Origin of the sequence: Kaistia algarum, from assembly GCF_026343945.1 — a bacterium.
Lineage (GTDB): Bacteria > Pseudomonadota > Alphaproteobacteria > Rhizobiales > Kaistiaceae > Kaistia > Kaistia algarum.
In genome coordinates, this window is sequence record NZ_JAPKNJ010000001.1 from 975,440 (window position 1) to 1,001,643 (window position 26,204).

A 26,204-nucleotide genomic window follows, 5' to 3' on the forward strand; every position below is an offset into this window, starting at 1 on the left:
AGGACAGATCCATGCAGGCTCCCGCTCGCGACAGGCTCAGGAAAGCGCTCGATTTTGCGCCGCTGATCCTGCTCGTCGTCCTCACCGCCCTCTTCGCGGCGATCGATCCGCGCATTGTCTCGGGCGAGAGCCTCGTCAACATCGTGGCGCAGGCGACGCCGATCGCAATTCTCGCGATCGGCGCGCTGATCGTGCTGCTCACGGCCGGCATCGACCTTTCGGCCGGCGTCGGCGTCGCCTTCTGCGCCGTGTTCATGGCGAGCCTGATCGATGCCGGGCTCGGCCTGCCGCTGGCGCTCGCCTGCGGCATGGCGGCGATGATCGCGATCGGCATGCTGAATGGCTGGGTTATCGCTTATCTGAAGATCCCGGCCTTCGTGACCACGCTCGCCGCGATGGTGGCGCTTCAGGGGGCGACGCTTGCCGTCGCGTCGAAGGGCGTGCTGGTCCTGAAGCAGCCGGTGCTGAAGTTCGTCGGCATCGACCGCTCTTTCGGCATCTCCAACTCGATCTTCGCCACCGCGATCGTCGTGGTCCTCGCGCTGATCCTGATGCGGCGCACCCGTTTCGGCCTGCGGACCTATGCGCTCGGCTCCGATCCCGCCGCGGCAGAACTCGCCGGCATTCCGGTGAAGAGCCACACCATTCTCGTCTATGCCGTTTCGGGTCTGTTCGTGTTCCTGACCGCGGCCCTGATGATTAGCCGCGTTCCGGTGGTGACGCCCAACATCGGCGGCTCGTCGCTCCTCCTCGACGCAATCGCCGCGGCGGTCATCGGCGGCACCTCGATCTTCGGCGGGCGCGGCACCGTTACCGGCGCCGTCATCGGCGCGATCATCGTCAGCCTGCTCACCACGGCGCTCCGCGTCTTCGGTGTCGATCCTTCCAGTCTAGATCTCTACAAGGGCCTCATCATCATGGTTGCGCTTCTGGCCGATTCCGGCATGACCCGGCTCAAGACCGAGTTGGACGGAGTGGCCCGATGAGCCTGCCGAACCAACCCGGCCCCTCGCGCCAGGCTCGCCTGACCTCGCCGGAAAGCCGCGCGCTCGCCTCCACCACCGGCAAGCGCCCGCTCGCCATCCTGCCGATCGGGTCGGTCGAACAGCACGGGCCGCATCTGCCGCTCGGCGTCGACATCTGGCTCGCCACCGCCGTCGCCGACGCTGCGGCCGAAGGCGAGTCCGACATGGTCGTCTGCGAACCGCTGCCCTATGGCTCGTCCGAGCATCACCGCTCCTTCTCCGGCACGATGAGCCTCGCGCCGGCAACCTTCATTGCCGTTCTGGTCGATCTCTGTACCGGGCTCTGGCACGACGGCTATCTGCCGGTGCTGATGAACGGCCATGGCGGCAATCGCGCCGCGATGCAGGTTGCGGCGACAACGCTTGGCCGCGACGACATCCTCACCGCCGGCTTCTCCTATTTCGACCTGATCGCCGGGGAAGCAGCGTCGATCCTCCCCGACGCCGCCTCCGGCACGGGGCATGCCTGCGCGCTCGAAACCTCGCTGATGATGCATCTCTATGCGGGAACAGTCCGTGCCGACCGGATCCCCGAGGGCGGGACACCCGAAGGCTGGCCCGACCCGCATCTCTATTCCGGCGCTCCGGTGAATGTCTGGCGCCGCTTCGAAACCATCAATCCGACCGGCGTCATCGGCATCCCGTCCGATGCAAGCGCCGAACGCGGCGCCGCGCTCTTTGCTGTCGCCACCGAAAAGACACGCGCCGCCTTGCGCGAAATCCACACCCGCTACGCCTGAGAGAGACAGAGCCAATGAGCTTCCAGTTCCATTCCTCGCTTCCCGGCCTCCATCTCCGCGGCGTGCCAATCGTCGATGCGCCGGCCACCGGCAGCTTCGTCGGCACCAATTATATCGGCGGCCAGTGGCTCCCCGGCTCGTCCGGCAAGTTCCTGCAGATCGACAGCCCCTCGACCGGCGAACGCGTTGGGTATCTGGCGCTCTCAACCCGCGCCGATGTCGGCAAGGCGGTTGCCGCAGCCGAGGCGGCGCGCGAGAGCCTCCGCCGCATGGGCGTCTTCGCGCGAGCCGCCCTCTGCATGAAGGTTGCCGACGCGATCGATGCGAGGACCGAAGAACTCGCCCGCCTGCTGACGCTGGAGCAGGGCAAGCCCTTCCACCGGGAAGCCAAGGGCGAGATTGGCGCGGCCTCGCTCGGCTGGCGCAATGCCGCCGAGCAGATGAAATGGCTGGAAGGCGCTTCCTTCCCGCTGATGGACCCGAACAAGCGCGCGGTCTCGTTCTACCAGCCGAAGGGCGTGCTGGCGGTGATCACGCCGTGGAACTTCCCGGCGGCGCTGCCGAACCTTTACTATCTCGGGCCGGCGATCGCCTCGGGCAATACGGTCGTCTGGGTGCCCGCGCCGACCACCTCGCTGATCGCCGTGAAATTGATGGAATGCTTCATCGAGGCGGGTTTGCCAGAAGGCGCCATCAATCTCGTGCTCGGCGAGGGAGCAGAAGTCGGCGACGAGGCCGTCGTGCATCCCGGCACCCAGGCCGTCTGCTTCACCGGCTCGTCGGCGACTGGCAACGTCATCGCCGCGCGCGGCGCCGGTAAGCCGCTGATGCTGGAACTCGGCGGCAACGGCCCGACCATCGTGCTCGCCGACGCCGATGTCGACATGGCCGCCGCGCAGGCGGGCGCCGGCTGCTTTGCCAATGCCGGCCAGATATGCACGGCGACGGAGCGCCTGCTGGTGCATGAATCGATCCATGACCGCTTCGTCGAAGGGCTCGTCAAGGTGGCGGGCCAAGTCAAGCTCGGCGATGCCTTCGCCCCCGACACGACCATGGGTCCGATCAACAATGCCGCCACCGTCGACAAGGTGCTGGCGCATTTGGACGATGCGCGCGCTCGCGGCGCCAATATCGTTGCAGGTGGCGGCCGCGCCGAGGGTCTTGCCACCAATCTCTATGTCCAGCCCTCGGTGGTGACCGGCCTCGGCGTCGACAGTCTCCTGAACAAGGAAGAGTCCTTCGGACCGATCGCGCCGGTTCTGGCCTTCCGCACAGATGAGGAAGCGCTGGCGCTCGCCGCCTCCTCGCGCTACGGCCTCTCCGCGGCGGTCTTTACGGCGAGCGTCAAGAACGCGTTCACCTTCGCTGAAGCGCTCAAGGTCGGGATCGTCAACATCAATGAGATGAGCTGCTATTGGGAGCCACACATCCCGGCCGGCGGCGCGGCCGGCACCGCAAGCGGCCTCGGCCGCACCGGCGGCCGCCATACGCTGCAGGAGATGTGCGATCTGAAGACGGTCACTTTCGACGTGACCCGGTGAGAGGTTGAGATGCCTGACGCAATGAATATCGAAGGCGCCGCGCCGCTTGGCGGCCATTATTCCCATGTGGTGGTGGCGAATGGCTTTGCCTTCGTCTCCGGCCAGGGGCCCGTAGACCCGGCGACGGGCAAGATGCCGGATGATTTCGCCGGCCAGGTGAAGCAGACGCTAGCCAATCTCCAGACGATCCTGAAGGGTGTCGGCACCGACATTTCCCACGCGGTCAAGGTCAATGCCTATCTCGCCGATGTGACGCGCTTCGGCGAATATAACGAGATCTACAAGACGTTCTTCAATGGTCGCGCGCCGGCGCGGACCACGGTCGGCGCTCAACTGATCGGAATTCAGGTCGAGATCGACTGCATCGCTGCTTTGCCCGCGAAATAATGCGAGTTGCCGGCGGCCTCAGCCGCCGGCCTGCCTTTTCTTTCTGACTATGCCCAAGGGCGCGATCTGGTCCTCTTCCGCAGGCGGTCGGCGCGTTCGCATAGCTTGAGCGCTCGACATGGGGCGAGAAACGGAAAGTTCCCAAGATCGCTTTGAAAACGGAGAGGTCGATGCGGCGTGGCGCGGTGTGGTCGTCCGGCCGCCCCTTGTCGGCGCGCTGGCTTCAATGCATGGCGCGAATCGCCTAGCGTCGGAGCCGCAACGATCCGGTACCGATATGAACGACGCCATGCAGGAACGTATCCACATCCTCTGGGATACGCTGTCCGATTTCGAGGCACGCCAGACAGAGCAGGCGGCAACCTTTCTCATGCAGCAGCTCTGCGCGCTATCGGGTGCCTGGAACGCGACATGGGCTGGCGCCATGCGGCTCGACAGCTCGGCGCGCAACGACCCGCTGCAGGGCTGGCGAGTCGGCGCCGTCCAAGCGCTGCTCCCCGTCGCCTCGGCGCCGGAGGAGCAGCATTTCCGCGACATATTGAAGGTGTGGGAGAAGCGGGAGATCGACCCGTCCTTCCTGCTGCCGATGCGCGAGGTCGGCACGTTTCGCAGCTATGCCTTCCGGCGCGATCTTCCGGCCGAATGGTTCACCTCCGCCTTCTACCAGCGCCACTATGAATCGGTGGGGATCCGCGATGCGCTCTTCGTCGCCTTTCCGATCAACGAAGACAGCGAATCTCATTTCGGCTTCTATGCGCGAGAGCCGTTCTCCGAGGCGGATGGCCGACGCCTTGTCTATGCGATGCGCGGCATCAAATGGTTCCATCGCCGGCTGATGCTGTCCCATGGCCTTTTGACCGCATCGACGCCGCTGACGCCGACCGAGCGGCGGGTCCTGCAACTGCTCCTGACCGAGGCTTCGGAAAAGGAGATCGGCCGAAACATGGAAATCGCTCCATCGACCGCGCACCAGCATGTCTCCAGCGTCTTTCGCAAGTTTGGCGTGCGCAGCCGCGCCGGGCTGATGAGCGTCTGGCTCAACCCCTTGCGTCGCTAGCCGATCCTTTTTTGCGCCGCTCCCCCTGATTAGAGGATAGGAGCGGACGGGCCTCGACTCCTATCCTCCGAGCCAGGATCCGACCGGGTCTCGTCTTAGGCTGGGGGAATCGGATGCGGCTGCTTGCGAAAACGCACCGAAAGGAGCCGGGGCCGATGCGGGCCGCGCTTCTCGCCGGCACGGCATGGCTGGGATCGATGGTGCAGCCCGCCTTGAGCCTCGCCGACGGAGCGCTTCCGACGGGCGGCTCCGTCGTCTCGGGCAATGCTTCGATCGCCTCGCCCTCGGCGTCCAGCCTGCGGATCGACCAATCCTCGCCGACGGCGATCCTGAACTGGGACAGCTTCTCGATCGGCGCCGGCAATTCCGTCACCTTCGCCAATGGATCCGGCGCGACCCTCAACCGCGTCACCGGCCTCTCCGCCTCGCAGATCGACGGCCTGCTCTCGGCCTCGGGCAGCGTCTATCTGGTCAATCCCTCGGGCATCGTCGTCGGGTCGAGCGGCATCATCTCGACCGGCGGCTCCTTCATCGCCTCGACGCTCGACGTGTCAGACGAGGAGTTCAACGCCCAGGGCGCCATGACCTTCAAGGGCGGTAGCCAGGCGGCGGTGATCAATTACGGCGCGATCGGCTCGCTCGGCGGCGACGTGGCGCTGATCGCGCGGCGCGCAGTCAACGAGGGCTCGATCGACGCGCCGAACGGCACGGCAGCGCTCGCCGCCGGCTATGAAGTCCTGATGCGCGACCAGGCGCTCTCCGACGGCAAGTTCCTGGTCAAGGTCGGCGGCGGCGACACCGAGGCGAGCACCTCGGGCGCCATCCGCGCGGCGAATGTCGAGCTGCGCGCCAATGGCGGCAATGTCTATGCGCTGGCCGGCAATACCGGCGGCGTCACCAAGGCGACCGGCGTCGCCAGCAAGGACGGGCGCATCTTCCTCACCGCCGGCGACGGCGGCACGGTGAACGTGACGCAGAAGCTCTCCGCCAAGCGGATCACCGGTAAGGGCAAGGCGGCCGGCGGCGATATCCGCATCTCGGGTGGCGACGTCATGATCGCCGCGATGTTCGACGCGGCCGGCGAAGCCGATGCCGGCGGCACCATCGTCGCCACCGGCGCGGGCGTCTCGATCCTCTCGACAGCCAAGCTCGATGTCAGCGGCGCGCTCGGCGGCGTGATCCTGGTCGGCGGCGACTATCAGGGCGGCGCCAATGCCGACACCAAATATCTCGCCGAAGCCGTCGCTAATGCGAAGACGACTACGGTCGAGAGCGGCGCCATCCTCGATGCGAGCGGCAGCGAAGGCGCCGGCGGCAACGTCGTCGTGTGGTCGGACAAATATACCGACTTCGGTGGCTCGATTGTCGCGACCGGGTCGGGCTCCGGCGCCGGCGGCGACGCGGAGGTCTCCGGCAAGGCGGTGCTCGATTTCACCGGTACGGTCAATCTCACCAGCGCGAGCGGCGCCTTCGGCTGGCTGCTGCTCGATCCCTATAATCTGACGATTTCGAACAGCGCCTCGAGCGGCATGTCCGGCTTCAATGCCAATGCCGACGACAGCGTGCTCAATGCTGGTGCGCTCGTCGCGGCGCTGAATGGCGCCAATGTCAAGGTCACGACCGGCTCTGGCGGCAGCCAGGCCGGCGACATCACGGTCGATGCTGTCATCAGCTGGAATAGCTCATCGACGCTCGAACTCTCCGCCTATCACGACATCGTGGTCAATTGGAACATCTCAAGCCCTGGAGGTGGGGCGCTGGTCCTGCGGGCGGACAATACCGGCACGGGCGCGGGCACGGTCTCGTTCGGCACAGGTACACATCTGTTTACCTATGGCGGCGCTACGATCTATTACAACCCGTCGAGCTATGCGAACCCGACCGACTATTCCGGCGATATGGGCGGTGGGGTCCCGCTGACCGCCTATATGCTGGTCAACAATGTCGACCAGTTGCAGGCGATCAATAGCAATCTGGACGCCAATTATGCGCTAGGCCGCGACATCGACGCGAGCGCGACCGCCACGTGGAATGGCGGCGCCGGCTTTGCGCCGATCGGGACGACCCTCGGCACCAGCCTTACCGGCATCTTCGACGGCCAGGGGCACGTGATCGACGGCCTGACGATCGACAACTCCGGCATCCAGTTCGTCGGCCTGTTCGGCTATACCAATTCGAACACGGTGATCCGAAATGTCGGGGTGACCAACGTCGACATAGTCGGCAGCTCAGCCTACTCCGTCGGCGCTGTCGTCGGATACAATGCGGGCACGCTCACCGATGTCTATGCCTCCGGTTCGGTGCAGGGCGAAGGGTCGACCGGCGGACTTGTCGGCACAAACGACCATGAAGGCATGATCTCCGACTCCTATTCGATGGCTAACGTCACGAGTGTCTCTGCCGGCGCGGGCGGCCTCGTTGGACTGAACAGCGGCACGATCACCACTTCCTATGCTTCCGGAGCGGTATCGGGATCCGGCATGGCCGGCGGCATCACCACACTGAACAACGGTTCGATCAGCAACAGCTACTGGGACATCGATTCGACGGGACAGGGCGCAGCCTTTGCCGGGGATGGCGACGGAACCGCCGTCAATGTCGTCGGCATCGATGCTTCGAACCGCTACAAGCAGTCGACCTATGCCAGTCTCGACTTCACCCATGACTGGTACATGATCGACGGCGAGACCCGCCCGTTCCTGCGCTCGGAATACCAGACGACGATCACCAATGCGCACCAGCTGCAGCTGATAGCGCTGGACCTCGGCGCGACCTATACGCTCGGCGCCGATGTCGACGCCAGCGCGACCGATGGCTCCGACGCCGCCGGCATGTGGAGCACCAGAGGCTTCGTGCCGCTCGGGACCGACAGTCAAGGGGAGGCCGTCAATTCGAACAACGGGTTCTACGGGACACTGGACGGTCAGGGCCATGTGATTGACAGACTGACCATCGACCGTCCCGACAGCGAGAATGTCGGCCTGTTCGGGCGCGCGGGGAACGCGACGATCCTCGATCTGGGGCTGACCAATATCGACGTCACCGGCATGCGCACAATCGGCGGCCTGGTCGGTTTCGCCAAAGCCGATGGGGGCGACCTCACCGTCGCACGGACCTATGTGACAGGCACTCTAGACACCTATTTCGGCGAGGCCGGAGGGTTCTTCGGTGAAGTGTACGCGAGGCTCGGAACTGTGAAGATCGAGCAATCCTATGCCGATGTCGACATCAAAGCGGGCGGCTTTGCAGGCGGCCTCGTTGGTTTCACTTACGCAACGTCTGGCGGCACGGTCAGCATCGCCGACTCCTATGCCGTGGGCTCGGTCGACGGCGGCATCTATATCGGCGGCTTGGTCGGAAGCATCTTGTACGGCTCCGTCAAGATCGAACGCAGCTATGCCGCCAACCAGGTCACTAGCTTCAATACGGTCGGCGGGCTGGTGGGATCTGATACCGGCGCAACCAGCTATTCAGGCAATTTCTGGGACACCGATGCGACAGGTCAGTCCTGCGGGGTCGGCACCGCCTGCGCCGGCGTCGCCGGGGTCACCGGCCTGACGACGGCGCAGTTCCAGGACACCGCCTCCTTCATGACGCTGGCCTCGGCCGCCGGCTGGGATTTCGACACGGCCTGGGCGCCGCCGAGCGCCGGCTATTATCCCGAACTCTATGCCATGACGCCCGTCGTCTGGGTCAAGTCCGCCACCGCAAGCTCGACTTATGGCGATTCGACCGCGACCGTGACATCGACTTCGGGCGCCGGCGGGCCATCGAGCTATGTCTTCGGCCCGGCCGGCGACAGCCTCGATCCGCTCGGCACCTCGATCGCCGTCGACCCGACGCTCTCGGCCGGCGACCAGCTTGTCACGCTGGCAAACGGCAATTCCAGCCAGACCAGCACCGGCGGGGTCACCTATCGCGTCTTCACCTATAATGCCGGTTCGACCGTCAGCGTCGACAAGGCGACGCTGACGGTGACCGCCGACAATGGCCAGATAGATTATGGCGATACGCCATCCGCGCTCGGCTATTCCGTCTCCGGCTGGAAGAACAACCAGACCGATACGCTGCTGGCCGGTGTCGCTGTTTCGACCGGTGCTACGGCGCTTTCCGATGTGGGCGGCTACCTCACCACCGCCACCGGTGGTGTTCTCTTGGGTGACGCAACCGGCAACTACACGATCACCTATGTGAATGGCGGCTTCGAGGTGACGCCGGCCACGCTCACCGTCACCGCCGATAACGGCCAGTCGATCTATGGCGATACGCCCGGCGCGATCGGCTATTCCGTCGCCGGCTGGAAAAACAGCCAGACGGACGCGCTGCTGACCGGGGTCGATGTCTCGACCGGTGCTACGGCGCTCTCCAATGTCGGTACGGGCTACATCACGACGGCGAATGGCGGCGCGCTCGGGGGTGCTGCGACCGGCAATTACACGATCACCTATGTGAACGGCAGCTTCGAGGTGAAGCCGGCGACGCTCACCGTCACCGCCGACAATGGCCAGGCGATCTATGGCGATGCGCCCGGCGCGATCGACTATTCCGTCTCCGGCTGGAAGAACAGCCAGACCGATGCGCTCCTCACCGGGGTCAATGTCGCGACCGACGCGAACGCGCTTTCGAATGTCAGCACGAGCTACATCACGACAGCGAGCGGCGGCACGCTCGGCGGCGCGGCGACCGGCAACTACACCTTCTCCTATGTGAACGGCAGCTTCGAGGTGAAGCCGGCGACGCTCACCGTCACCGCCGACAATGGCCAGGCGATCTATGGCGATGCGCCCGGCGCGCTCGGCTATTCCGTCGCCGGCTGGAAAAACAGCCAGACCGATGCACTCCTGACCGGCGTCGGCGTCTCGACCGATGCGACCTCGCTCTCCAATGTCGGCAATGGCTACATCACCGCGGCGACCGGTGGCGCGCTCGGCGGCGCGGCGACCGGCAATTACGTGATTTCCTATGTCGATGGCGGCTTCGAGGTCATGCAGCGGTCGCTGACGGTTACGGCCGACGCGCAGACGATGATCTATAGCAACGCCGTGCCTGGCCTGACCTATCAGATCGGCGGGCTGGGGCTGGTCAATGGCGACCAGCTCAGCGGCGGTCTCGCGACGTCGGGCTCCTCCACCTCGAATGTCGGCGGCTACGGCATCACGCAGGGCTCGCTCGCCGCGTCGTCCAACTACGCTCTGACCTATGTCGGCAACCAGCTGTCGATCACGCAGCGCCCGCTCACCATCACGGCGGATGCACAGTCGATGATCTACGGCAATGCCGTGCCCGGCCTCACCTATCAGATCGGCGGGCTCGGCCTCGTCAATGGCGACCAACTCTCGGGCGGGCTCACAACCGCCGGCTCGTCGACGGCCGATGTCGGCTTCTATGCCATCGCACTGGGTTCCCTCGCCGCGTCGTCCAACTACGCTGTGACCTATGTCGGCAACCAGCTGACGATCACGCAGCGCCCGCTCACCATCACCGCCGACGACCAAAGCCGTGGCGTCCGCGTGGCCAATCCGGCGCTGACCTATGAGATCGGCGGCCTCGGTCTGGTCAATGGCGATGCGCTCACCGGCGGGTTGGCCACCGATGCGACGCTCACCTCCCAGCCGGGCGCCTATTCGATCCTGCAGGGCTCGCTGGCCGCCTCGGGGAATTACGCCGTCACCTATGAGCCGGGCACGCTCCTCGTCACCGCCGCGCTGCCGCCGGGCGAATGGCTGCCGGTCTTCGAGCCGCCGATCGACGACTGGCGGGAAGCTCTGCTCAGCGCCAAGTTCCTCGCGCTCACGGCCGGCGGCAATGCGCAGACCGGCGAGACGGAGGCTCCCTGCCCCGGCGGCGCCGAGTCCGGCAACTGCCCGATCCTGCCCCTTCCCGAGAATCTGCCGCAGAGCCCATGGCTCCGCTTCGCGGCGCATTAGGAGGTCGATGATGCGGAACCTCCTCTCCTGCGCTCGAGCAACCCGCCCCCCTGTGGCAGATCTCAGCCTGTTGGCAGGCCTCGGCCTGCTGCTCGCGCTGCCGGCACTCCCGGCCGCCGCGCAGGCTCGCGCGCCGCTCGAGCGCAATACCCCGCCCGCCGTCTCCGGTGGCGGCGGTGGCCTCGTGATCTCGCCGCAGGCGCTGACCGGCAGCCCGGACGATACCCCGCTCGGCGTCGACATCGCCGGCATCGTCCTGATCGGTCCGGAGGAGAAGATTCCGCCCGGCGCCGTGCGCGGCGTGCGCGTCGGCGCGATCGGCGGCATCGACGCCGCGCCGCTGCGCAGCGCGCTTTCGCCATTCCTGAACAAGTCGCTGTCGCGCAAGCGCATCTCCGACATCCAGGCGGCAATCGCCAAGGTCTATCGCGCCGCCGGCTATCCCTTCGTTTCCGTCACCGTGCCGCCGCAGGAGGTGACGGGCGGGACATTGGTGCTGCGCGTCATCGAGTTCCGTTCCGGCGGCGTCAAGGTCAGCGGCGCCGATGCGAGCGCGACGGCCGACATCCTGAACCGCGTCCGCGTCGCCCAGGGCGGCCGCATCTCGGCGGACGCTCTCAACGAGGATCTCGACTGGCTGAACCGCGGCCCCTATCGCTCCGTCTCGGGCGTCTTCGCGCCGGGCGATGCGCTCGGCCTCTCGACGCTGACGCTCGAGGTGACGCAGCAGAAGCCGTGGCAGGTCTTCGGCGGCTGGTCGAACACCGGCACGCACACGACCGGCTTCGATCGCTATTTCGCCGGCTTCGGCGCCGCGATCCCCGGCATGTCGGACAGCTTTGTCTCCTACCAATTGACCGGCAGCTCGGATCTCTGGACTGATCCCGGCAGCGTCGGTTCGGGGGCCGATCAGCCCAACTATTACAGCCAGGCGGCACGCTTCGTGATCTCGACCGGCGCGCGGCAAAGCCTCGAGTTCGTCCCGAACTATGTCGCGACGCGGCAGGCGGGCACGAATGAGCTGTTCGACTTCAACGAGACGACATTCGAGATCCCTGTCACTTACCGCACCGCCATCTCCAATCTCCTCCCTGGCGTCTATGCCGGCGATCTGCTTGTCGGCGCCACTGCGACGACGCTGTCGCGCACCAGTTATTTCGACGGCCAGGATATCGGCGGCGCCGATGCCGAGCTGTTCGAGGTCAATCTAGGCTGGTCTCTTCAGCGCAGCGATGCGCTCGGCGCGACGTCCATCGATCTGCGCGTCTATGCCAATCCCGGCGGCGTCATGGGCGGCAACAACGATGCGGCCTGGTCGGCTTTCAGCGCAGGGCGCGTCGACGATGTCGATTATGGCTATGGCACCGTCGACGTCACGCGCACGACGCGCCTCCCGCTCGGCCTTTCCTGGGTCACGCAGGTCAATGCGCTCATCGCCAGCCAGAGCCTGCCCGACACCGACCAGTTGGCGCTCGGCGGCCTCTATGCGACGCGCGGCTATACGCTCGACGACGGCGCGGCGGATACCGGCATCGTCTGGCGCAACGAACTGCACCTGCCCTTCCCGATGCTCTCGGCCTTCGGAGCCAAGGGCGTCACCGATCTCCTGTCGCCCTTCGCCTTCTTCGATGTCGGCTGGGGCCGCGCCTATGGCTATGCCAGTTCGATCGGCGCAATCCAGACGCAGGATTTCGACCTCGCCGGCACGGGCCTCGGCGTCGACTATCAGCTCGCCAACAATGTCTCCGCCACCCTCGTCGGCGGCGTCGCCCTCTCCGACGCCGTCTATACGAAGGCGGGCGACATCAACATCCAGGGCCGACTGTTTGTCTCATATTGAACGATGGGCGATGGCGCAGGAGCGGGCGACGACAGCCCGCTTTAGGTGTCGTTTCCAAGAGAGTTGTTCAGCCGTTGGAATGGCGGGATGCCATTGAGTGCCGAGTGTGGTCTTCGCGCGTTGTATTCGTCGATTGAGGCAGGCATGGCCTCGGCTCGCTCGGACGAGGAGCAGATCGCGAAATGGCGACGCTTCGCTGAAAGCACGAAGCTGAATACCGTCGCGTTTTCCGTTTCTGGGAAGATGAATACGGCACCTGCCCCCGTGCCGCGCTTGAGGACAAGGCCTTTCGGCGCGACGTGCTGAAGTGGCACGACGGCTTTTCGGCAGACAAGCCGAGGGAGGCGGACAACCGCATCACGATCCTTCCTGTCTCCTGTCTTGGGTAGCGAAGGATGGGTCACTCGATTCCAACGCTCTGGAGAGTTTCGACCGCGCCTATCATGGCGACCGATCCGAGAAGATCTGGCTTCCCGAGCATGCCGAAGCGTTCATGGCCGCAGCTTCGACGGAGATGCGGCTCGCGTTGATCCTGGCGCTGCACACGGGTCAGCGACGGGCCGATATCCTGAACCTCGCGTGGAGTGCCTATGATGGCACCCATATCCGACTGAGGCAGGGCAAGGCGCGGCGTGGCGGGCGCGAGGGCCGCCTGATCACGATTCGCTGCACAAACGCCCTCAAGGCGACGCTGGAGGGACTGGCCAAGCGCTCCCCGCTGATCCTGACCACGAAGACCGGACGCGCATTCAAGAAGCGCTATTTTGCGGAGCAATGGAAGGCGACGTGCAGGGCGGCCGGAATCGATGACCTGCACTTCCACGATATCCGCGGCACGACGGTCACGATGCTGGTTCAGGCGGGCTGCCATCTCGGCGAGATCGTCGCGTTCACGGGCTTGACGCTACGCCGAGCCCAGGAAATCCTCGATAGATGTCTGGCTCGCCCGAGCACCATGCTGGCAGCGCGATCGCCAGACTCGAGAACGTCTTAGAAACGAATTCTGCAAAACGGAGTGCAAAACACGGGATGCAGTCCGATGCGAAGTAATGGTGCGCCACGCCGGGTGAAGATGATAACTACGTTTACGCTATAGCACTCCTTTAACTCGGTTCGAAGCCTACATGCTCCGCTGCGGGATGGCATTCAGTCAATTGCAGGGCGGGAGTGCCCGGAGCGACTATTGGCTCGATGCGAGCTGAGCCAAAGCCACGATTGGCGTCTTACGCAAAAGTGTCGGCGCCTTGCGCCAATGCTTCCGCCTGGTCCGCCTGCCATTCTTGTTGGCGTTGTTAGCAACAAGGATCAACAGCATGCCGGAAAAAATCTGGTTCATTACAGGTGCGTCCAGGGGCTTCGGCCGCATCTGGGCCGAAGCTGCACTAAAACGTGGCGACAAGGTTGCCGCCACAGCCCGCAACACGGAGAGCCTCTCGGAACTCGCCAGCCGTTTCGGCGATCACGTATTGCCCCTTCCGCTCGACGTCACCGATGCCGATGGCGTCAGGCAAGCCGTTGCAGACGCGCACCGGTACTTCGGACGGCTGGACATTGTCCTCAACAATGCCGGCTATGCATTGGTCGGTGCGATCGAGGAAATCGATGAAGGGGATCTTCGCGCCGAGCTGGACACCAATGTGTTCGGAATGCTCCGCGTCATCCGGGCGTCTCTTCCCTATCTACGGGCGCAGGGGAACGGTCACATCGTCAGCGTTTCCAGCGTGGCAGGCATCGTCGCAAATCCGATCGCAGGCGCCTACAACATGTCCAAATGGGCGGTGGAAGCGATGCACGAGGCGCTTGCCCAGGAGGTCGAAGGCTTCGGCATCAAGGTGACGCTGATCGAGCCCGGCGCTTACGCCACGGACTTTGCCAGCGCAACCTCCCTCAGGATTTCAGAAGGCCTTGAGGCTTATGCGCCGCTGCGGGAGCAAGCCTTCGCCGCCGGAGCGAAGATGGAATTCGGCGATCCGCGTGCGACGGCCGCAGCCATCCTTAAGCTGGTGGATGAGCAAACCCCGCCATTGCGGTTTTTCCTCGGCACCGAAGGTCTGCCGGTGGCACGCGCCGCCTATTCGGCGCGGCTTTCGACCTGGGAGGCATGGGAGGCCGAATCCAACGCCGCTCAAGGCAACGGCAAACAGCATGCCATTGCGGCGCTGTAAGAGCCGATCGACCAGAAACATTCACGCCATACGGCCAAGTACCGAGGATTACTAGAATGCATACATTGACGGCATCCCGCCGATCGCTGCTTCTCGCGGCGTTGGCCATGACAAGCTTGGCCATGGCTGGCTCCACGTTCGCTCAGCAGACACAGCAAGAAGCCGTACTTGGCAAGTGGGCGGCAGATGACGGCAGCGTAAAGCTCGAGATGTTCAAAGCGGGAGCAGAGTTTCAGGCGCACCTTCTCTTCGGGAACCAGATCATGGAAGGCGACAATACGACCTTCAAGAGAGACGCCAAGAACCCTTATCCTGCCCTGCGAAGCCGTTCGCTCGAAAACATCGTATTCATCCAAGGACTGCGTTGGGATAATGGCGAATGGACCGGAGGCTCGCTTTATGACGCCTCGTCTGGAAGGACCTATCGCTGCAACGTCGAGATGAAGGGCAACAAAATGTTGCTCAGAGGCTATCTCGGTATTTCGCTTCTGGGGCAGACCAGAGAGTTTCACCGCTTTTGAAGCCACGCTGTCCCCACGCCGCCACGGCTAACGTGGCGGCGGCGGGCCATTTTACCTGGAAGCCGAAGCGGATCGCCGCTTCCAATCAAGTGACTGCATCACTGCGAGTTTGGGAGGCGTCCACTTGCGCACCCTATTCCAACCCGCCGGAGACCTATTTGCAAAGCGATATGCTGACGTTTCTCAAGTCCTGGGCGGCAAAGCCGCTTCAAGTGGCCGCCATTGCGCCGTCGGGCCGCGCGCTCACCGATCTGATGACCCGTGAGATCGGCCCCTCGACCGGGCCGGTGATCGAACTTGGCCCTGGAACGGGAGTTTTTACCCGTGCCCTTCTGGGACGTGGCGTGGCGCCGCACGACCTCACGCTGATCGAGTACGGCTCCGCATTTACCGATCTCCTCGGTTCGCGATTTCCCGGTGCACGAGTGATCCAGATGGATGCAGCCCGACTTAAAGGCGTCAGCTTCGACGAACCGCAGATGGTCGGCGCCGTGGTAAGCGGATTGCCGCTTCTCAGCATGCCGCCTCGTAAAGTCATGGCAATCCTTGCGGGATCGTTCTGGCATCTGCGAGCCGGAGGCGCATTCTATCAGTTCACCTACGGCCCGCGCTGCCCTGTATCACGCCCGATCCTCGATCGGCTCGGCCTCAAGGCGAGCTTCGTCGGTAAGACCATGCAGAACGTGCCGCCTGCCGCGGTCTATCGTATTGTCCGCCGCGCTCCTCTGAGCGCTCTGCTCCCTGCTGCGACACTTGGCTAACGGTGTCGCCCGCTCGGCTATCGCCGTTTCTGCGCTCGATAATGGCTCTATGAGACAGCATTCGCTGACAGGCACCTTAATGCGCGCCGCAGAGCGAGTGCTTCCCGTCAATATCTTGGCGCAATGAGCAAGTTTTGTGGCATACTGCGCCAATGTGATGGCGTGTCGTCTTCGCTATTTGATGTCCAGAAGACATTACCGCCTTGGCACGGCGGCAAAAGCAATCGGTTCAAACAGAAGGAACGACGCACATGGCCACCAAAGTTGCACTCGTCACCGGCGCTTCGTCGGGTATCGGTGAAGCCACCGCGCTCAAGCTCAAGGAGCTTGGCTACACAGTCTATGGCGCGGCCCGCCGCGTCGACCGGATGCAGCATTTGACGAAGTCCGATATCCGGATCCTCGCGATGGACGTCACCGATGACGCCTCCATGCAGGCCGGGATCGACACGATCATTGCCGAGGCGGGCCGCATCGACGTTCTCGTCAACAATGCCGGCTACGGCTCCTACGGTGCCGTCGAAGACGTGCCGATGGAAGAGGCGCGCGCCCAGTTCGACGTCAACGTCTTCGGTGCGGTGCGGCTGATCCAGCTTGCCCTGCCGCATATGCGGGCGCAGCGCTCGGGCACGATCGTCAACATCACCTCGATGGGCGGCAAGATCCATACGCCGCTCGGCGCCTGGTATCACGGCACGAAGTTTGCGTTGGAGGCGATCAGCGATTGCCTGCGCATGGAAGTACAGCCTTTCGGCATCGATGTCGTCGTGATCGAACCCGGCGGTATCAAGACCGAATGGGCCGGCATTGCCGCCGACAAACTGAAACAAACGTCCGGTCACGGCCCTTACGCCGTGCAGGCCAATGCCATGGCGCAATCCATGATCGGCGAAGCCAGCGTCAAGCGCCAGTCTCCGCCGCAAATCATCGCCGACACGATCGCAAAGGCGGTGACTGCGCCAAAGCCCAAGACCCGCTATGCGATCGGCTTTGGGGCCAAGCCCATGATCTTCATGCGCGGCATCCTGTCCGATCGCGCCTTCGACGGCATGATGCGGATGGCGACCGGCATCGCCAAGGCCATGAAGAGCCAGAAAGTCTAGTCGGAGTGTCCTTGATGCGCGATATTCTGAAGAACGACATCGATGACGCCCGGGTCGCTTCAGCGGGAGTTGATACGCAGGACATCATTAATCCGGCCACCTGCCCGGTGACGAGTCGACTGCGAGCGGCTCAGGTGATCCTGAATGGCGCTCAGGCTCGCTCTTGCGGTGCCTTTCCGTTGGTTGAAAGCAATCCGGCAACGGCCGCCGCCAGGCTTGGCGAGTTTGAAGAATATCTGGAGACGAAGGCGATCGTAGGAGGTCGATGATGGTGCAGGTCGACAAATGCAAGGTCCCGCAAGCGTTCTGGCGGGCGGCTGAGCAGTTCGGTGTCCCGCCCGCCGCGCTGTTGCGGCAGGCCCGGCTGCCGGCAACGCTTCATCTAGGCGCACAGGCCTTCGTCACCACGGCGCAATATTTTGCACTGATGCAGGCAATAGCGGACCTGTCAGGCGACCCCGCGCTTGGCATCCGGATGGTGCAATCGGTCGATACGGCGGTTCATCCGCCGTCGAGCCTCGCTGCCTTCTATGCCCGCGACTATCGCGACGGGCTGACCCGGCTCGCGCGGTTCAAGCGCCTGTGCACGCCGGAGCAATTGCAGATTGTCGAGGCTAATGGAGATTGCATCATATCCGCAGAATGGCCCTTCGCCATCGCAGCAGAACCCGGCATCTCCGTCGATATTACGTTCGCCACGTTGGTGGAGCTGGGAAGGCGCGCTACCGGGCGCGCCATCGTGCCACGACGGTTGGATCTAACCCGACCGGGACCGGTGGGCGCCATTTATGCGGACTATTTCGGCTGCCCAATCCGCACCGAGGCTCCGCGCAACCTTCTGGTACTCGACACCGCCGACCTCGATCGTCCGTTCCCGGGACACAATCCCGAGATGCTCGAGATGCTGACCCCGGCGCTGAGCGCGGCGCTCGGTGAGTTGGAAGCGCAAAGCTCCATTTCTGAACAGGTGAAGATCGTGCTGAAGCGCAGCCTTGCGAGCGGCCAGCCTAGCCTTTCCGACGTGGCGAAGCAACTGGGCATGAGCGATCGAACCCTCCAGCGTCGCATCACAGAAGAAGGCTCGACCTTCCGTGACTTGCTGTCAGAAGCGCGCCGGCATCTGGGTCGCCATCTCTTGATCGACCCGGCTACGGACATCGATGAAGTGGCCTGCCTGCTCGGCTATCAGGACACCACATCCTTCTACCGCGCATTCCGGGAATGGGAAGGTATGCCGCCGAACCGCTGGCGCGAATCGAACATGAAGAGGCCTCACGCGCCTGAAACAGCCGGTCTCCATTGACGCGGTGAAGCCGCGCGGGAGGGGCTTGATTGTAATCCTCTTGGAAAAGGAGCAGCCAGATGACCCGTCGCATCCTGATTGCCGGTAGCACCGGATTGGTGGGCGGCCTCGTTGGCACACGGCTGGCTGGCAGACCCGACGTTGATCTTATCCGCCTCGTACGAAAAGGGGCGTCCGATCATGCTATCGATTTCGAGCGGCTTTGCCAGGAGCCCGCAGGCGTATTGGAGTCGGTCGCGCCTGACGGCTTCGATATCGCTATCTCCTGCCTGGGAACGACGATAGCCACGGCCGGCTCGCAAGCCGCGATGTTCCGCGTTGATCACGACTATGTTCTCGCGGTCGCTCAAGGTGCGAGAGCGCTCGGCGCGCGCCAGTTCATCCTCGTGACCGCGGCAGGGGCCGGCGGACCGGGATTCTATCTTCAGACCAAGGTCAAGATCGAACAATCCGTCGCGGCTCTCGGCTTCAAACGGGTCGATATTATCCGCCCCGGCTTCCTACTCGGCACACGCGGCGAGCGGCGAGTGTTGGAAGCGATTGGCCAAAGGATTTTCGCAGTGCTCACGCCGATACTGGTTGGCCCATTGTCGCGGTACGGCGCTATCCCCGCAGATACCGTGGCCGATGCAATCGTCACACTCATCGGACAGGCGGCATCCGGTTATAACATTCATGAGAATAATGACCTGCGCCGACTCGCGGCACCAGCGCGCTGAAAATTATTCGATCCACTTTCGATGGAACGGCGCCCATTTCAGGGATCAGCTCCTGCCACCAAACGAGGATGACGTCTGCTGGCAACAGTTGGCCCCCAATACCCACAGTCGAGGTCGATCGGATCAAAGAGCATAATCGGCGGTATGTAGCTGACCGCGTGAGATTCGAACAAAGACGCCGACGTAATCGGCTGATGCTTGGCTACTTCACAAGCAATGTCGGCTTTTGGGAGGTCTCAAGTGTCCGTCGAACGGCCGGAATGAGGACACATTCCCGCCATACTAGGCCGCAACGTATTCTTGTGACAATCACTCGACCGAAAGCGATTCGAACTTTTCCGCCGCCGAATGCCGCCGTTCCTACGCTCTTTCCCGCGATCCGACCCCTGCCAGACATAAAGGCGTAGGTTCGGTGGCTATGGCGTACTGCGGAGGGTAATCGGCGGAATTTGGCGCGCCGCACCGGGTGAAGACGAGAACTATGCCTACGCTATAGCCCTCCTTTAAGCTGGGCTAAATTCCTCACGTCTCGCGGAGTGCCCCCCCAACAAAACGGGCGGTCGGTGGTTATCGGCGGTGACCGCCCGTCTTTGGGTAGCCATGGAGAGGTTTTGGTCACCCTTTGATGTTGCGGGGATCATTTCCATGGGAGTCTGACTGACCGATCCGACCGTCTCGGTTATGGATTTTCAGTTCCGTCTCGGCATTTCTGCTGATTTGCCGACCGCGATCCACTGCATCCTGTTTGATGTCGAAGTGGCCGCTCGATCGGTCGCTACCTCCTCGACGGATATCCCATCCGCCGTTCGGGTTCGGGACTACGTGATGGGTGCCCCCGCTGCTCTTACCTTTGGACATTGGCGAGTTCCTTTCGTTTTGCCGTGATCCATGTCCGATTTTGCAACAAGCCTCACTTCGAGTGCAACGAATGCTCGGCGATGCGCATCGGACAAGAAGGTTCATACAACGATTTCGATTGACGCGCAACAATCGTCGCGCTATATGCATCGCACGACATAAAGTATGCATCAAATCACGGATTAAGCGCACATGGAGCACTTCTCAATCATTCAGGCCCTTTGTCGGGCAGCCATGGCGGAGCCGTCCCCGGCATTGCGCAAACAGGTCGAGCGCTTGCGCGATGCGTTGAGTAAGGATGGGGAAGAGAAGCAGGCGGCGTCCCTTGGGAGCATTCTGGCTGCGGCAGAGCGCCTGAAGGAGATGGCCCCCAGCCGTATCGAGCGCTCTCGCGCAACGCTTTCCGGTGAAGTGCTGGGCCGTAATACGCCAGTGCCCGTAGATCGTGAAACTTCGGCACCGCTGGCGGAAATTATCTTTCCAGCAGAGATCAATGCTGATTCGCCCTTGTTCAATCCAACCGTTGCTCAAGCTGTGAGCACGATCATTGATGAGTGGACAAATTTTGAAGCCCTGTCAGTCGTTGATATTTCGCCGGCGAAAACCTGCTTGGTTTATGGAGCACCAGGCACCGGGAAGACGCGTTTGGCTCTCTGGATTGCGCGCAAGCTGGACTTGCCCGTTATACTTGTTAAGCTGGATGGGCTGGTCTCTTCGTTCCTTGGGACGACGGCCAGAAACATCGGAAATCTGTTTACGTTCGCCAACCGCTATCGCTGTGTTCTGCTGCTGGATGAATTCGACGCAATTGCGAAGGTGCGGGACGATCCGCAAGAGGTCGGCGAAATAAAGCGTGTTGTAAATGCGCTGCTTCAAAACTTGGACGTGCGTCAGAATATTGGCCTCACCATTGGTATCACCAACCATCCCAAGCTTCTTGATCCTGCGGTCTGGCGCCGCTTTGAGATCCAGCTAGAGATTCCGAAGCCAGATTTTGCTGTGAGAAAGGCAATAGCGCAGCACTTCATGCCGCCGGTCCAGGCTCCGGACAGTCATCTCCGATTAATTGCGTGGTTTACCGAAGGGTCAACTGGCGCGGAAATCGAGGCGCTTGTCCGTACTTACAAGAAAGCCACGACGGTTCGAGAGGAGGATCGTCGCGGCTTGCTAGATACGCTCCGGCAATTCGCAACGCTTAATGCAGCTCGCATTCAAAGCGAGCGGCGAGCACTTTTGTTTGACGATCCGGCCAACCTCTTTCGAGCGATGCATGAGGATCCCGCACTTGCGTTTTCCATGGGCGATATTGGGGATATCGCCGGGAAGGATAAATCCACAATCAGCAGATGGCTTGGTCGTCAGGGCGGAAAATCGGGTGATGGCGAGGTGACGCATGGCTAGTCCTATTCAGATCGTCCTCAACCCGGAGAATTTTGAGGAGGCGCGCGAGGCCGGCGGCGGCGGCGGACGCAAGGATTTCTTCGCCAACCGGGATCGCGATTTTGGCGCACACAAGGCTGCGCTCATGAGCCAGCTCGACACGATATCCGATGTCCTTTCTGCGCAATCGCAAGGTCCGATCGGTTATGTGAAGGTAATCCTGAAACGCGAGGCTTGGGCCAAAAGTCATCGTCCCGTCGGGGCGCTGTTCCGAAATGACCGCGCACCAGTCGTTGGAGGTGGCGACCTTGGCGTCATGATTGTCGAGGGGCATCCATCGGCGCTTGCGAAGATCAAGGCTGAGATCGGGAAAGCCGAAACGCTGACGCGCATGAAGTTCGACGAAAGCAAAGGAAAGGAAGTACCTAACCCTTCTGCTCAGAAGAGCGAGGCCGGGGCCATCGAGCGGATCGAACTCTATGGGGCATCCGACAAACGAAGGTTTTCCGTCGAGGACGCCGTTGCTTGGCTTTCTAACCCGATGACCGGCAGTGGATATGAGGTGGAGTTGTTCGACGCGGTGCCCCCCCGATCTGAGTGGGATCGTCTTGACCCCTCCCATCGCCGTCTCGTTGAATCCTTCGTAAATGGGTTTAACCGCCTCGGTTACAGCATGTCAGTCGAGCGCTTGCCCATCGGCCGAAACAAGTTGCCGATGCTGGCGGTACGCCTTGATCAGGCCGGTGATGGTGCAATTCTGCGCCTTACAGGAACGCCGACCAAAGAGCGACGTGATCTGGCTCCTTTCGATCCAGATAGTCAGCGCCACGGTAGACTGCTGGATTTTCTGGACAAGCACCCGCTGGTAAAGCGCATTGAACTGCCTGGCATTGTCGTGCGTTCGGCTCAGCCTCCGGCACCTGCGCGTGTCCGCCCGCCCAATGCCACCATGCCCGTTCGCGATAGTCGGCGCTCTCATCCGAGGTTGGGAATCATTGACGGAGGTCTCAGCCCGGCATTGGCGGATTGGGTCATCGATCGATGGGATGTTCTTGCGGATGAAGACATGGACCTGTCCCACGGCACATTTATTGGCGGTCTTGCTGTGGCGGGCTCCAGCCTCAACGGTACAGCCACATGCCCGGAGACAGATGGGACGGAGCTTGTCGATCTCGCGATTTTTCCCAACGAGAGAAAAGCAGGTGTTTTCGCATCCTATTACTCCGGCGGCCTCCCACATTTCTTCGATGAAATGGACGCCGCCGTGGCAGATGCCCGTGCGCGACACGGTGTACGCGTATTTAACATGAGCCTGAACATTCTTCAGCCTGCTGCGCCCGACAGGTATAGTCCGCACGCCGTCCGTCTGGATCGCCTCGCGGAGGAAAACAACGCTGTGGTGTTCGTTTCGGCAGGCAATATCCAGCCGCAGGATCTACGGGCGGAGTGGCCGTCTGACACCGCGACAGCTCTAGCTAACCTGGCGCTTGCTCGTAACGATGGACTTCTCACTCCGGCAGAAAGCGCCCGGAACGTCGCTGTGGCGGCTGTTAACCCGCCTGATCATGCGGGTTGCCTGCCATTCGCGCCCACCCGCTTCAGCCGCAGGGGGCCAGGGCTTCGTTCTGGCGTCAAGCCTGATCTCGCTCATGTCGGTGGCTCTGGTACGTTGCATCCGACATTAGGGCATGGCCTATTCTCTATTTTGCCAGATGGCACGGTCACTGATGGTTGTGGGACAAGTTACGCCTCGCCATTGGTCGCCAAAACTGCGGCGGCTCTGGATCATGCAATCGAAGGTGAAGTTTCCCGCGAAACGCTGATTGGTTTGCTTGTCCACCATGCGGAGATACCTGAGCCGTTACGCGCCAAGGAATTGGGAGCTGTAGCTCGACATTTGGTCGGCTTTGGAATGCCGCCTTCTGCGGAGCGAATTTTGGAGACTGGCGATCACTCCATCACTCTGGTGTTTGCCTCTCGTATTCAGCACGGCCAGCAGATTAATTTCCGATTTCCGTGGCCGGCCTCACTTGTCGGCCCAGGAGGAAAGTGCCGGGGGCGCGCGAAGCTCACTCTCGTAACTACACCTCCGCTGGACGCGCGATTTGGCTCGGAGTTCGTAAGGATCAATATCGATGCAGCCCTCCAGCAAGAACAAGCCAAAGGTTGGAAGGGGCGATTGGACCCATTGTACCTCCCTCCCTCTCGTGGTGCCCATGCGGTGGAGGCTGAGCGTATCGAGCATGATCTCAAGTGGAGCCCGGTCAAGGTATTTGGAAAGACGTTCCCACAGGGCGTTGGGCCATCGTCAAACTGGCGTCTGTTCATTGAATATCTGACACGAGCCGGTGAAGTTATGCCTGATGAAGGCGTTCCTTTCACTGCGATCCTGACGATCAGCGACCCTGACGCCGAAAAGCCGGTCTTTAATGATATGCGCCAAAGCCTTCAGGCTATTGGTACGCAGATCGCAGACATTCGCACCGCAGCCCGTATCACGCCGCGGATCTAGGGTCTCGTCTAGGAGAAATCACTTGGCTCGTTCACAAGAGAAGAGAGTTGGTTATCTCAGAGGAAAGGCACCCGATGGAACTGACGTCGTGGTCAGCGTTTCCAAGATTGGCCGTGACTACAGGATAGGATGTGGATTCAAAGATCATCTTTGCCATCCGTCTGTCCGAGATATTGAAGGCGTGAGGCGTGAGGCATTGCTCGTCTTCGACCTCCGTGATGCGATTTACCAGTCAATTTAGATGGGCCACAAAGCGAAAAAAACATGATCAGCAAGTTGGCGGAATAATGAAGGAGAGGAAAAGACATGGCTAGATGCACTGCCCCAGTCAAGGGGCATCGTTCAGCGGCCGCCGCAGCCGACTGTCCTGCATGCGGGAGCCGGTACGGCCGTTATAGCAGTTACGGTGGGTACGGCAGCGGATATGGCAGCTCTGGATCATACTCGGCCCCTTCATATTCACCCTCAAGGAGCAGCGGCGGATCGGGGAGGCGCACCTCAAAGCCGCGTTGGTCAGGAGCTGGCTCGGCTGTGTGGTACACGCCCGAACAAGTGCAGGCGCTGACGCCCGTTCGAGAGAACGTTGAGAATCTGGCAGCCTCGCAGCCTGACCTTCGAGACGTATTTCTTTGCCACGCATGGGATGACAGGCAGGGTTCCGCCAAAGAACTGCATGATCTGCTCGAAGCACGCGGTGTCCGCGTGTGGTTCAGCGAGAAGGACCTCGGCCTCGGGGTGCCGATGATGCGGGCGATCGACAGGGGCTTGGTGAATTCGCGTGTCGGTATCGTTTTAGTGACGCCGGCTATGCTGCGACGCCTTCCGGCAGAAGGCATCGCCGACAAGGAACTTTCGGCGCTCCTTCGACGCGAACGTCTGGTCCCGGTTGTTCACGGAACCACCTATGAAGAGCTTGAGCAGGTCAGTCTTCTGCTAGCCTCCCGAGCCGGGCTGAGCACCGCCGAAGAGTCGATGGCAGATGTCGCGTCTAAAATAGCAGAACTAGTCGCCATTTAGTCGCGTCGGAGGTCAACTGGCGCGCGCGGTGTCTTCGCCGAATACGGCAAGTTTGACACTTCATCGTCCAAGCCCTCCGACCACGCGCGGACGCATGAAGTCTCGAGGATCTGCCCGCCAGGCATCGAATGAGCGGGAGTTTGGCGCCTCAAACATCATGACACCGCTTGGCCCTGCGACTACCGGCCTTACCACTTTAAGGCGACCTTCCTCGTCAAGTTCGACGTAAGGGTAGAGACCTAAAAATTCTCGCCCACGATAGTAGCGCTCGTGTTTCTCCAGCACTGGAAGAACGCCGACCGTGCCCTTAGCCGCATCGAACCATCCTAGCTCCCAGCACATCCAGAGCGATTGGACCGCGCCTTCGGTATCGAGAAACAAGAGGGAATCGCTCACGCCCATCGTCGCTCGCACAAACGCCGCGTTCGCCGGTGTGACTTCGCTGCGATCGGCTGCTGGAGCTTCAATCCAGTCGCAAAAGACCTTGTAACCCGCAGAAGTGAGAAGGTCATAAACTCCAAGCACGATCTCGGCGTCGCGTATCGTTTGGGACAAGAAGATGTCGTAATGTGCAGACCGCTGCCGTGACGCACGACTGAGCACCTCTTCAACCGTCGCCCCCTGCGCTGCGGCACGACTCTGGGCACGTGCGCGCATCTCGTTCTTCCTTAGAAAAGCCATTGCTCGCGCTTACTCCTTTGCACGAGGTCTCCAGAAACGTTCGTCCTCGGCGGCTGGCTGCTCGGCGGGACTTCTGAAGCGCTCCTCTTTGACCGATACGCCAAGATGGCGATGAAGGAGTGCCACATAGTCTAGTTCATCGGTGAGATCGGCGGGCAACGCGCCGATTCGTTGCGCCACCTCCAAGGTCGCCCCTCCCGTTGATATGATTGGAATCACGGAGGCTTGCGGCTGCAAGCGACGGAACAGTTCGTACTCTTGAATGATCCCACCCATGCCGCCGATAAACACGGCAGCCTTGAACACATGTTCGGAGAACATGCGCTCTCGCATAGCCAACAGGCTTTTCTCACGGTCGCCCTCGATGTCGTCCGTGTAGGTGACGTTCTGGAAGCGTTCGTTGTCTTCAGGGAACTCGTCCTTGAAGTGTCTCGACTGATAGAGTTGAACCCAGCGCCCGTAATCGACGCCAATGTCATGGGCGACCACCCAAATCATTGGTGTGATTGCTGGCTGACCGCCCCAGACCAGAAGGCGACGTCCCAGCGTAATATGGACCAGCGCAGACACGGCGGCCCCTATCGCCACACTATCGGCTGTGGCAGCATATTTCGCCCCCCGTTTCGGGTCGGGAACGCCGGCGGAAAGGAAGATAGCATCGGCCAAG

General features: G+C 62.2%; 21 protein-coding genes. 18 read left to right on the top strand and 3 right to left on the bottom strand.

Translation table 11 applies throughout. The features are described 5' to 3' along the window. The first annotated feature begins 11 nt into the window (after positions 1 to 11). From OSH05_RS04755 to OSH05_RS04825, 15 genes are all read left to right on the top strand, one after another. Entirely contained in the window at positions 12 to 986 is a 975-nt protein-coding gene (locus tag OSH05_RS04755) for an ABC transporter permease (RefSeq protein ID WP_104217333.1), read from the top strand. After that, complete coding sequence (locus OSH05_RS04760) at positions 983 to 1,765, top strand: creatininase family protein (protein WP_104217332.1); 783 nt, start codon at positions 983 to 985, stop codon at positions 1,763 to 1,765. Before OSH05_RS04755 ends, OSH05_RS04760 begins: the two co-directional genes overlap by 4 nt. A 14-nt stretch (positions 1,766 to 1,779) precedes the next feature. Continuing rightward, positions 1,780 to 3,306, top strand: coding sequence for an aldehyde dehydrogenase family protein (locus OSH05_RS04765; protein WP_104217331.1), 1,527 nt, complete (start codon positions 1,780 to 1,782; stop codon positions 3,304 to 3,306). Between the two features lie 9 nt (positions 3,307 to 3,315). Then, complete coding sequence (locus tag OSH05_RS04770; RefSeq protein WP_104217330.1) at positions 3,316 to 3,693, top strand: RidA family protein; 378 nt, start codon at positions 3,316 to 3,318, stop codon at positions 3,691 to 3,693. Between the two features lie 289 nt (positions 3,694 to 3,982). Continuing rightward, a complete protein-coding gene (locus tag OSH05_RS04775; RefSeq protein ID WP_266352061.1) occupies positions 3,983 to 4,750 on the top strand; it encodes a helix-turn-helix transcriptional regulator in 768 nt (255 codons plus the stop codon). Between the two features lie 155 nt (positions 4,751 to 4,905). Then, on the top strand, positions 4,906 to 10,677 hold the full coding sequence (locus OSH05_RS04780; RefSeq protein WP_165801442.1) for an MBG domain-containing protein: 5,772 nt from the start codon (positions 4,906 to 4,908) through the stop codon (positions 10,675 to 10,677). A gap of 52 nt (positions 10,678 to 10,729) precedes the next feature. Next, positions 10,730 to 12,517 (top strand): ShlB/FhaC/HecB family hemolysin secretion/activation protein, encoded by a 1,788-nt coding sequence (locus OSH05_RS04785; protein WP_266352062.1) that lies wholly within the window; start codon positions 10,730 to 10,732, stop codon positions 12,515 to 12,517. A 307-nt stretch (positions 12,518 to 12,824) separates the two neighbouring features. Further along, positions 12,825 to 13,511 carry a tyrosine-type recombinase/integrase gene (locus tag OSH05_RS04790; protein WP_104217325.1) on the top strand — a complete coding sequence of 229 codons (687 nt, stop codon included), beginning with the start codon at positions 12,825 to 12,827 and terminating at the stop codon, positions 13,509 to 13,511. A 319-nt stretch (positions 13,512 to 13,830) separates the two neighbouring features. After that, complete coding sequence (locus tag OSH05_RS04795; RefSeq protein WP_104217324.1) at positions 13,831 to 14,682, top strand: SDR family oxidoreductase; 852 nt, start codon at positions 13,831 to 13,833, stop codon at positions 14,680 to 14,682. A 56-nt stretch (positions 14,683 to 14,738) separates the two neighbouring features. After that, positions 14,739 to 15,203 carry a DUF2147 domain-containing protein gene (locus OSH05_RS04800; protein ID WP_104217323.1) on the top strand — a complete coding sequence of 155 codons (465 nt, stop codon included), beginning with the start codon at positions 14,739 to 14,741 and terminating at the stop codon, positions 15,201 to 15,203. A 170-nt stretch (positions 15,204 to 15,373) separates the two neighbouring features. Beyond that, on the top strand, positions 15,374 to 15,964 hold the full coding sequence (locus OSH05_RS04805; protein WP_207778699.1) for a class I SAM-dependent methyltransferase: 591 nt from the start codon (positions 15,374 to 15,376) through the stop codon (positions 15,962 to 15,964). Positions 15,965 to 16,215: 251 nt separating this feature from the next. Further along, the gene (locus OSH05_RS04810; protein WP_104217322.1) at positions 16,216 to 17,067 is read left to right on the top strand and encodes an oxidoreductase; all 852 of its coding nucleotides are present in this window, start codon (positions 16,216 to 16,218) and stop codon (positions 17,065 to 17,067) included. A gap of 14 nt (positions 17,068 to 17,081) precedes the next feature. Continuing rightward, complete coding sequence (locus OSH05_RS04815; RefSeq protein WP_104217321.1) at positions 17,082 to 17,336, top strand: hypothetical protein; 255 nt, start codon at positions 17,082 to 17,084, stop codon at positions 17,334 to 17,336. Beyond that, a complete protein-coding gene (locus OSH05_RS04820) occupies positions 17,336 to 18,370 on the top strand; it encodes an AraC family transcriptional regulator (protein ID WP_104217320.1) in 1,035 nt (344 codons plus the stop codon). The genes OSH05_RS04815 and OSH05_RS04820 overlap by 1 nt, the downstream gene beginning before the upstream one ends. Positions 18,371 to 18,429: 59 nt before the next feature. Then, complete coding sequence (locus tag OSH05_RS04825; RefSeq protein ID WP_104217319.1) at positions 18,430 to 19,089, top strand: Rossmann-fold NAD(P)-binding domain-containing protein; 660 nt, start codon at positions 18,430 to 18,432, stop codon at positions 19,087 to 19,089. Positions 19,090 to 19,704: 615 nt separating this feature from the next. On the opposite strand, the gene OSH05_RS25100 is transcribed toward OSH05_RS04825, so the two are convergent. Then, a complete protein-coding gene (locus tag OSH05_RS25100) occupies positions 19,705 to 20,118 on the bottom strand; it encodes a DUF2188 domain-containing protein (RefSeq protein ID WP_323181444.1) in 414 nt (137 codons plus the stop codon). Between the two features lie 21 nt (positions 20,119 to 20,139). Here OSH05_RS25100 and OSH05_RS04835 point away from each other — a divergent pair, with 21 nt between their 5' ends. From OSH05_RS04835 to OSH05_RS04845, 3 genes are all read left to right on the top strand, one after another. Beyond that, positions 20,140 to 21,348 carry an AAA family ATPase gene (locus tag OSH05_RS04835; protein ID WP_104217317.1) on the top strand — a complete coding sequence of 403 codons (1,209 nt, stop codon included), beginning with the start codon at positions 20,140 to 20,142 and terminating at the stop codon, positions 21,346 to 21,348. Next, positions 21,341 to 23,839, top strand: coding sequence for a S8 family peptidase (locus tag OSH05_RS04840; RefSeq protein WP_104217316.1), 2,499 nt, complete (start codon positions 21,341 to 21,343; stop codon positions 23,837 to 23,839). Before OSH05_RS04835 ends, OSH05_RS04840 begins: the two co-directional genes overlap by 8 nt. 531 nt (positions 23,840 to 24,370) lie before the next feature. Continuing rightward, entirely contained in the window at positions 24,371 to 24,856 is a 486-nt protein-coding gene (locus OSH05_RS04845; RefSeq protein WP_323181365.1) for a toll/interleukin-1 receptor domain-containing protein, read from the top strand. A gap of 60 nt (positions 24,857 to 24,916) precedes the next feature. Here the strand turns inward: OSH05_RS04845 and OSH05_RS04850 are convergent, their stop codons facing one another. Beyond that, positions 24,917 to 25,513, bottom strand: a complete 597-nt coding sequence (locus OSH05_RS04850; RefSeq protein WP_133163043.1) for a toll-Interleukin receptor — start codon at positions 25,511 to 25,513, stop codon at positions 24,917 to 24,919. A gap of 33 nt (positions 25,514 to 25,546) precedes the next feature. Then, positions 25,547 to 26,203: an SLOG domain-containing protein gene (locus OSH05_RS04855; RefSeq protein ID WP_104217674.1), complete on the bottom strand. Its 657-nt coding sequence runs from the start codon at positions 26,201 to 26,203 to the stop codon at positions 25,547 to 25,549. Between the last annotated feature and the right edge of the window lies 1 nt (position 26,204).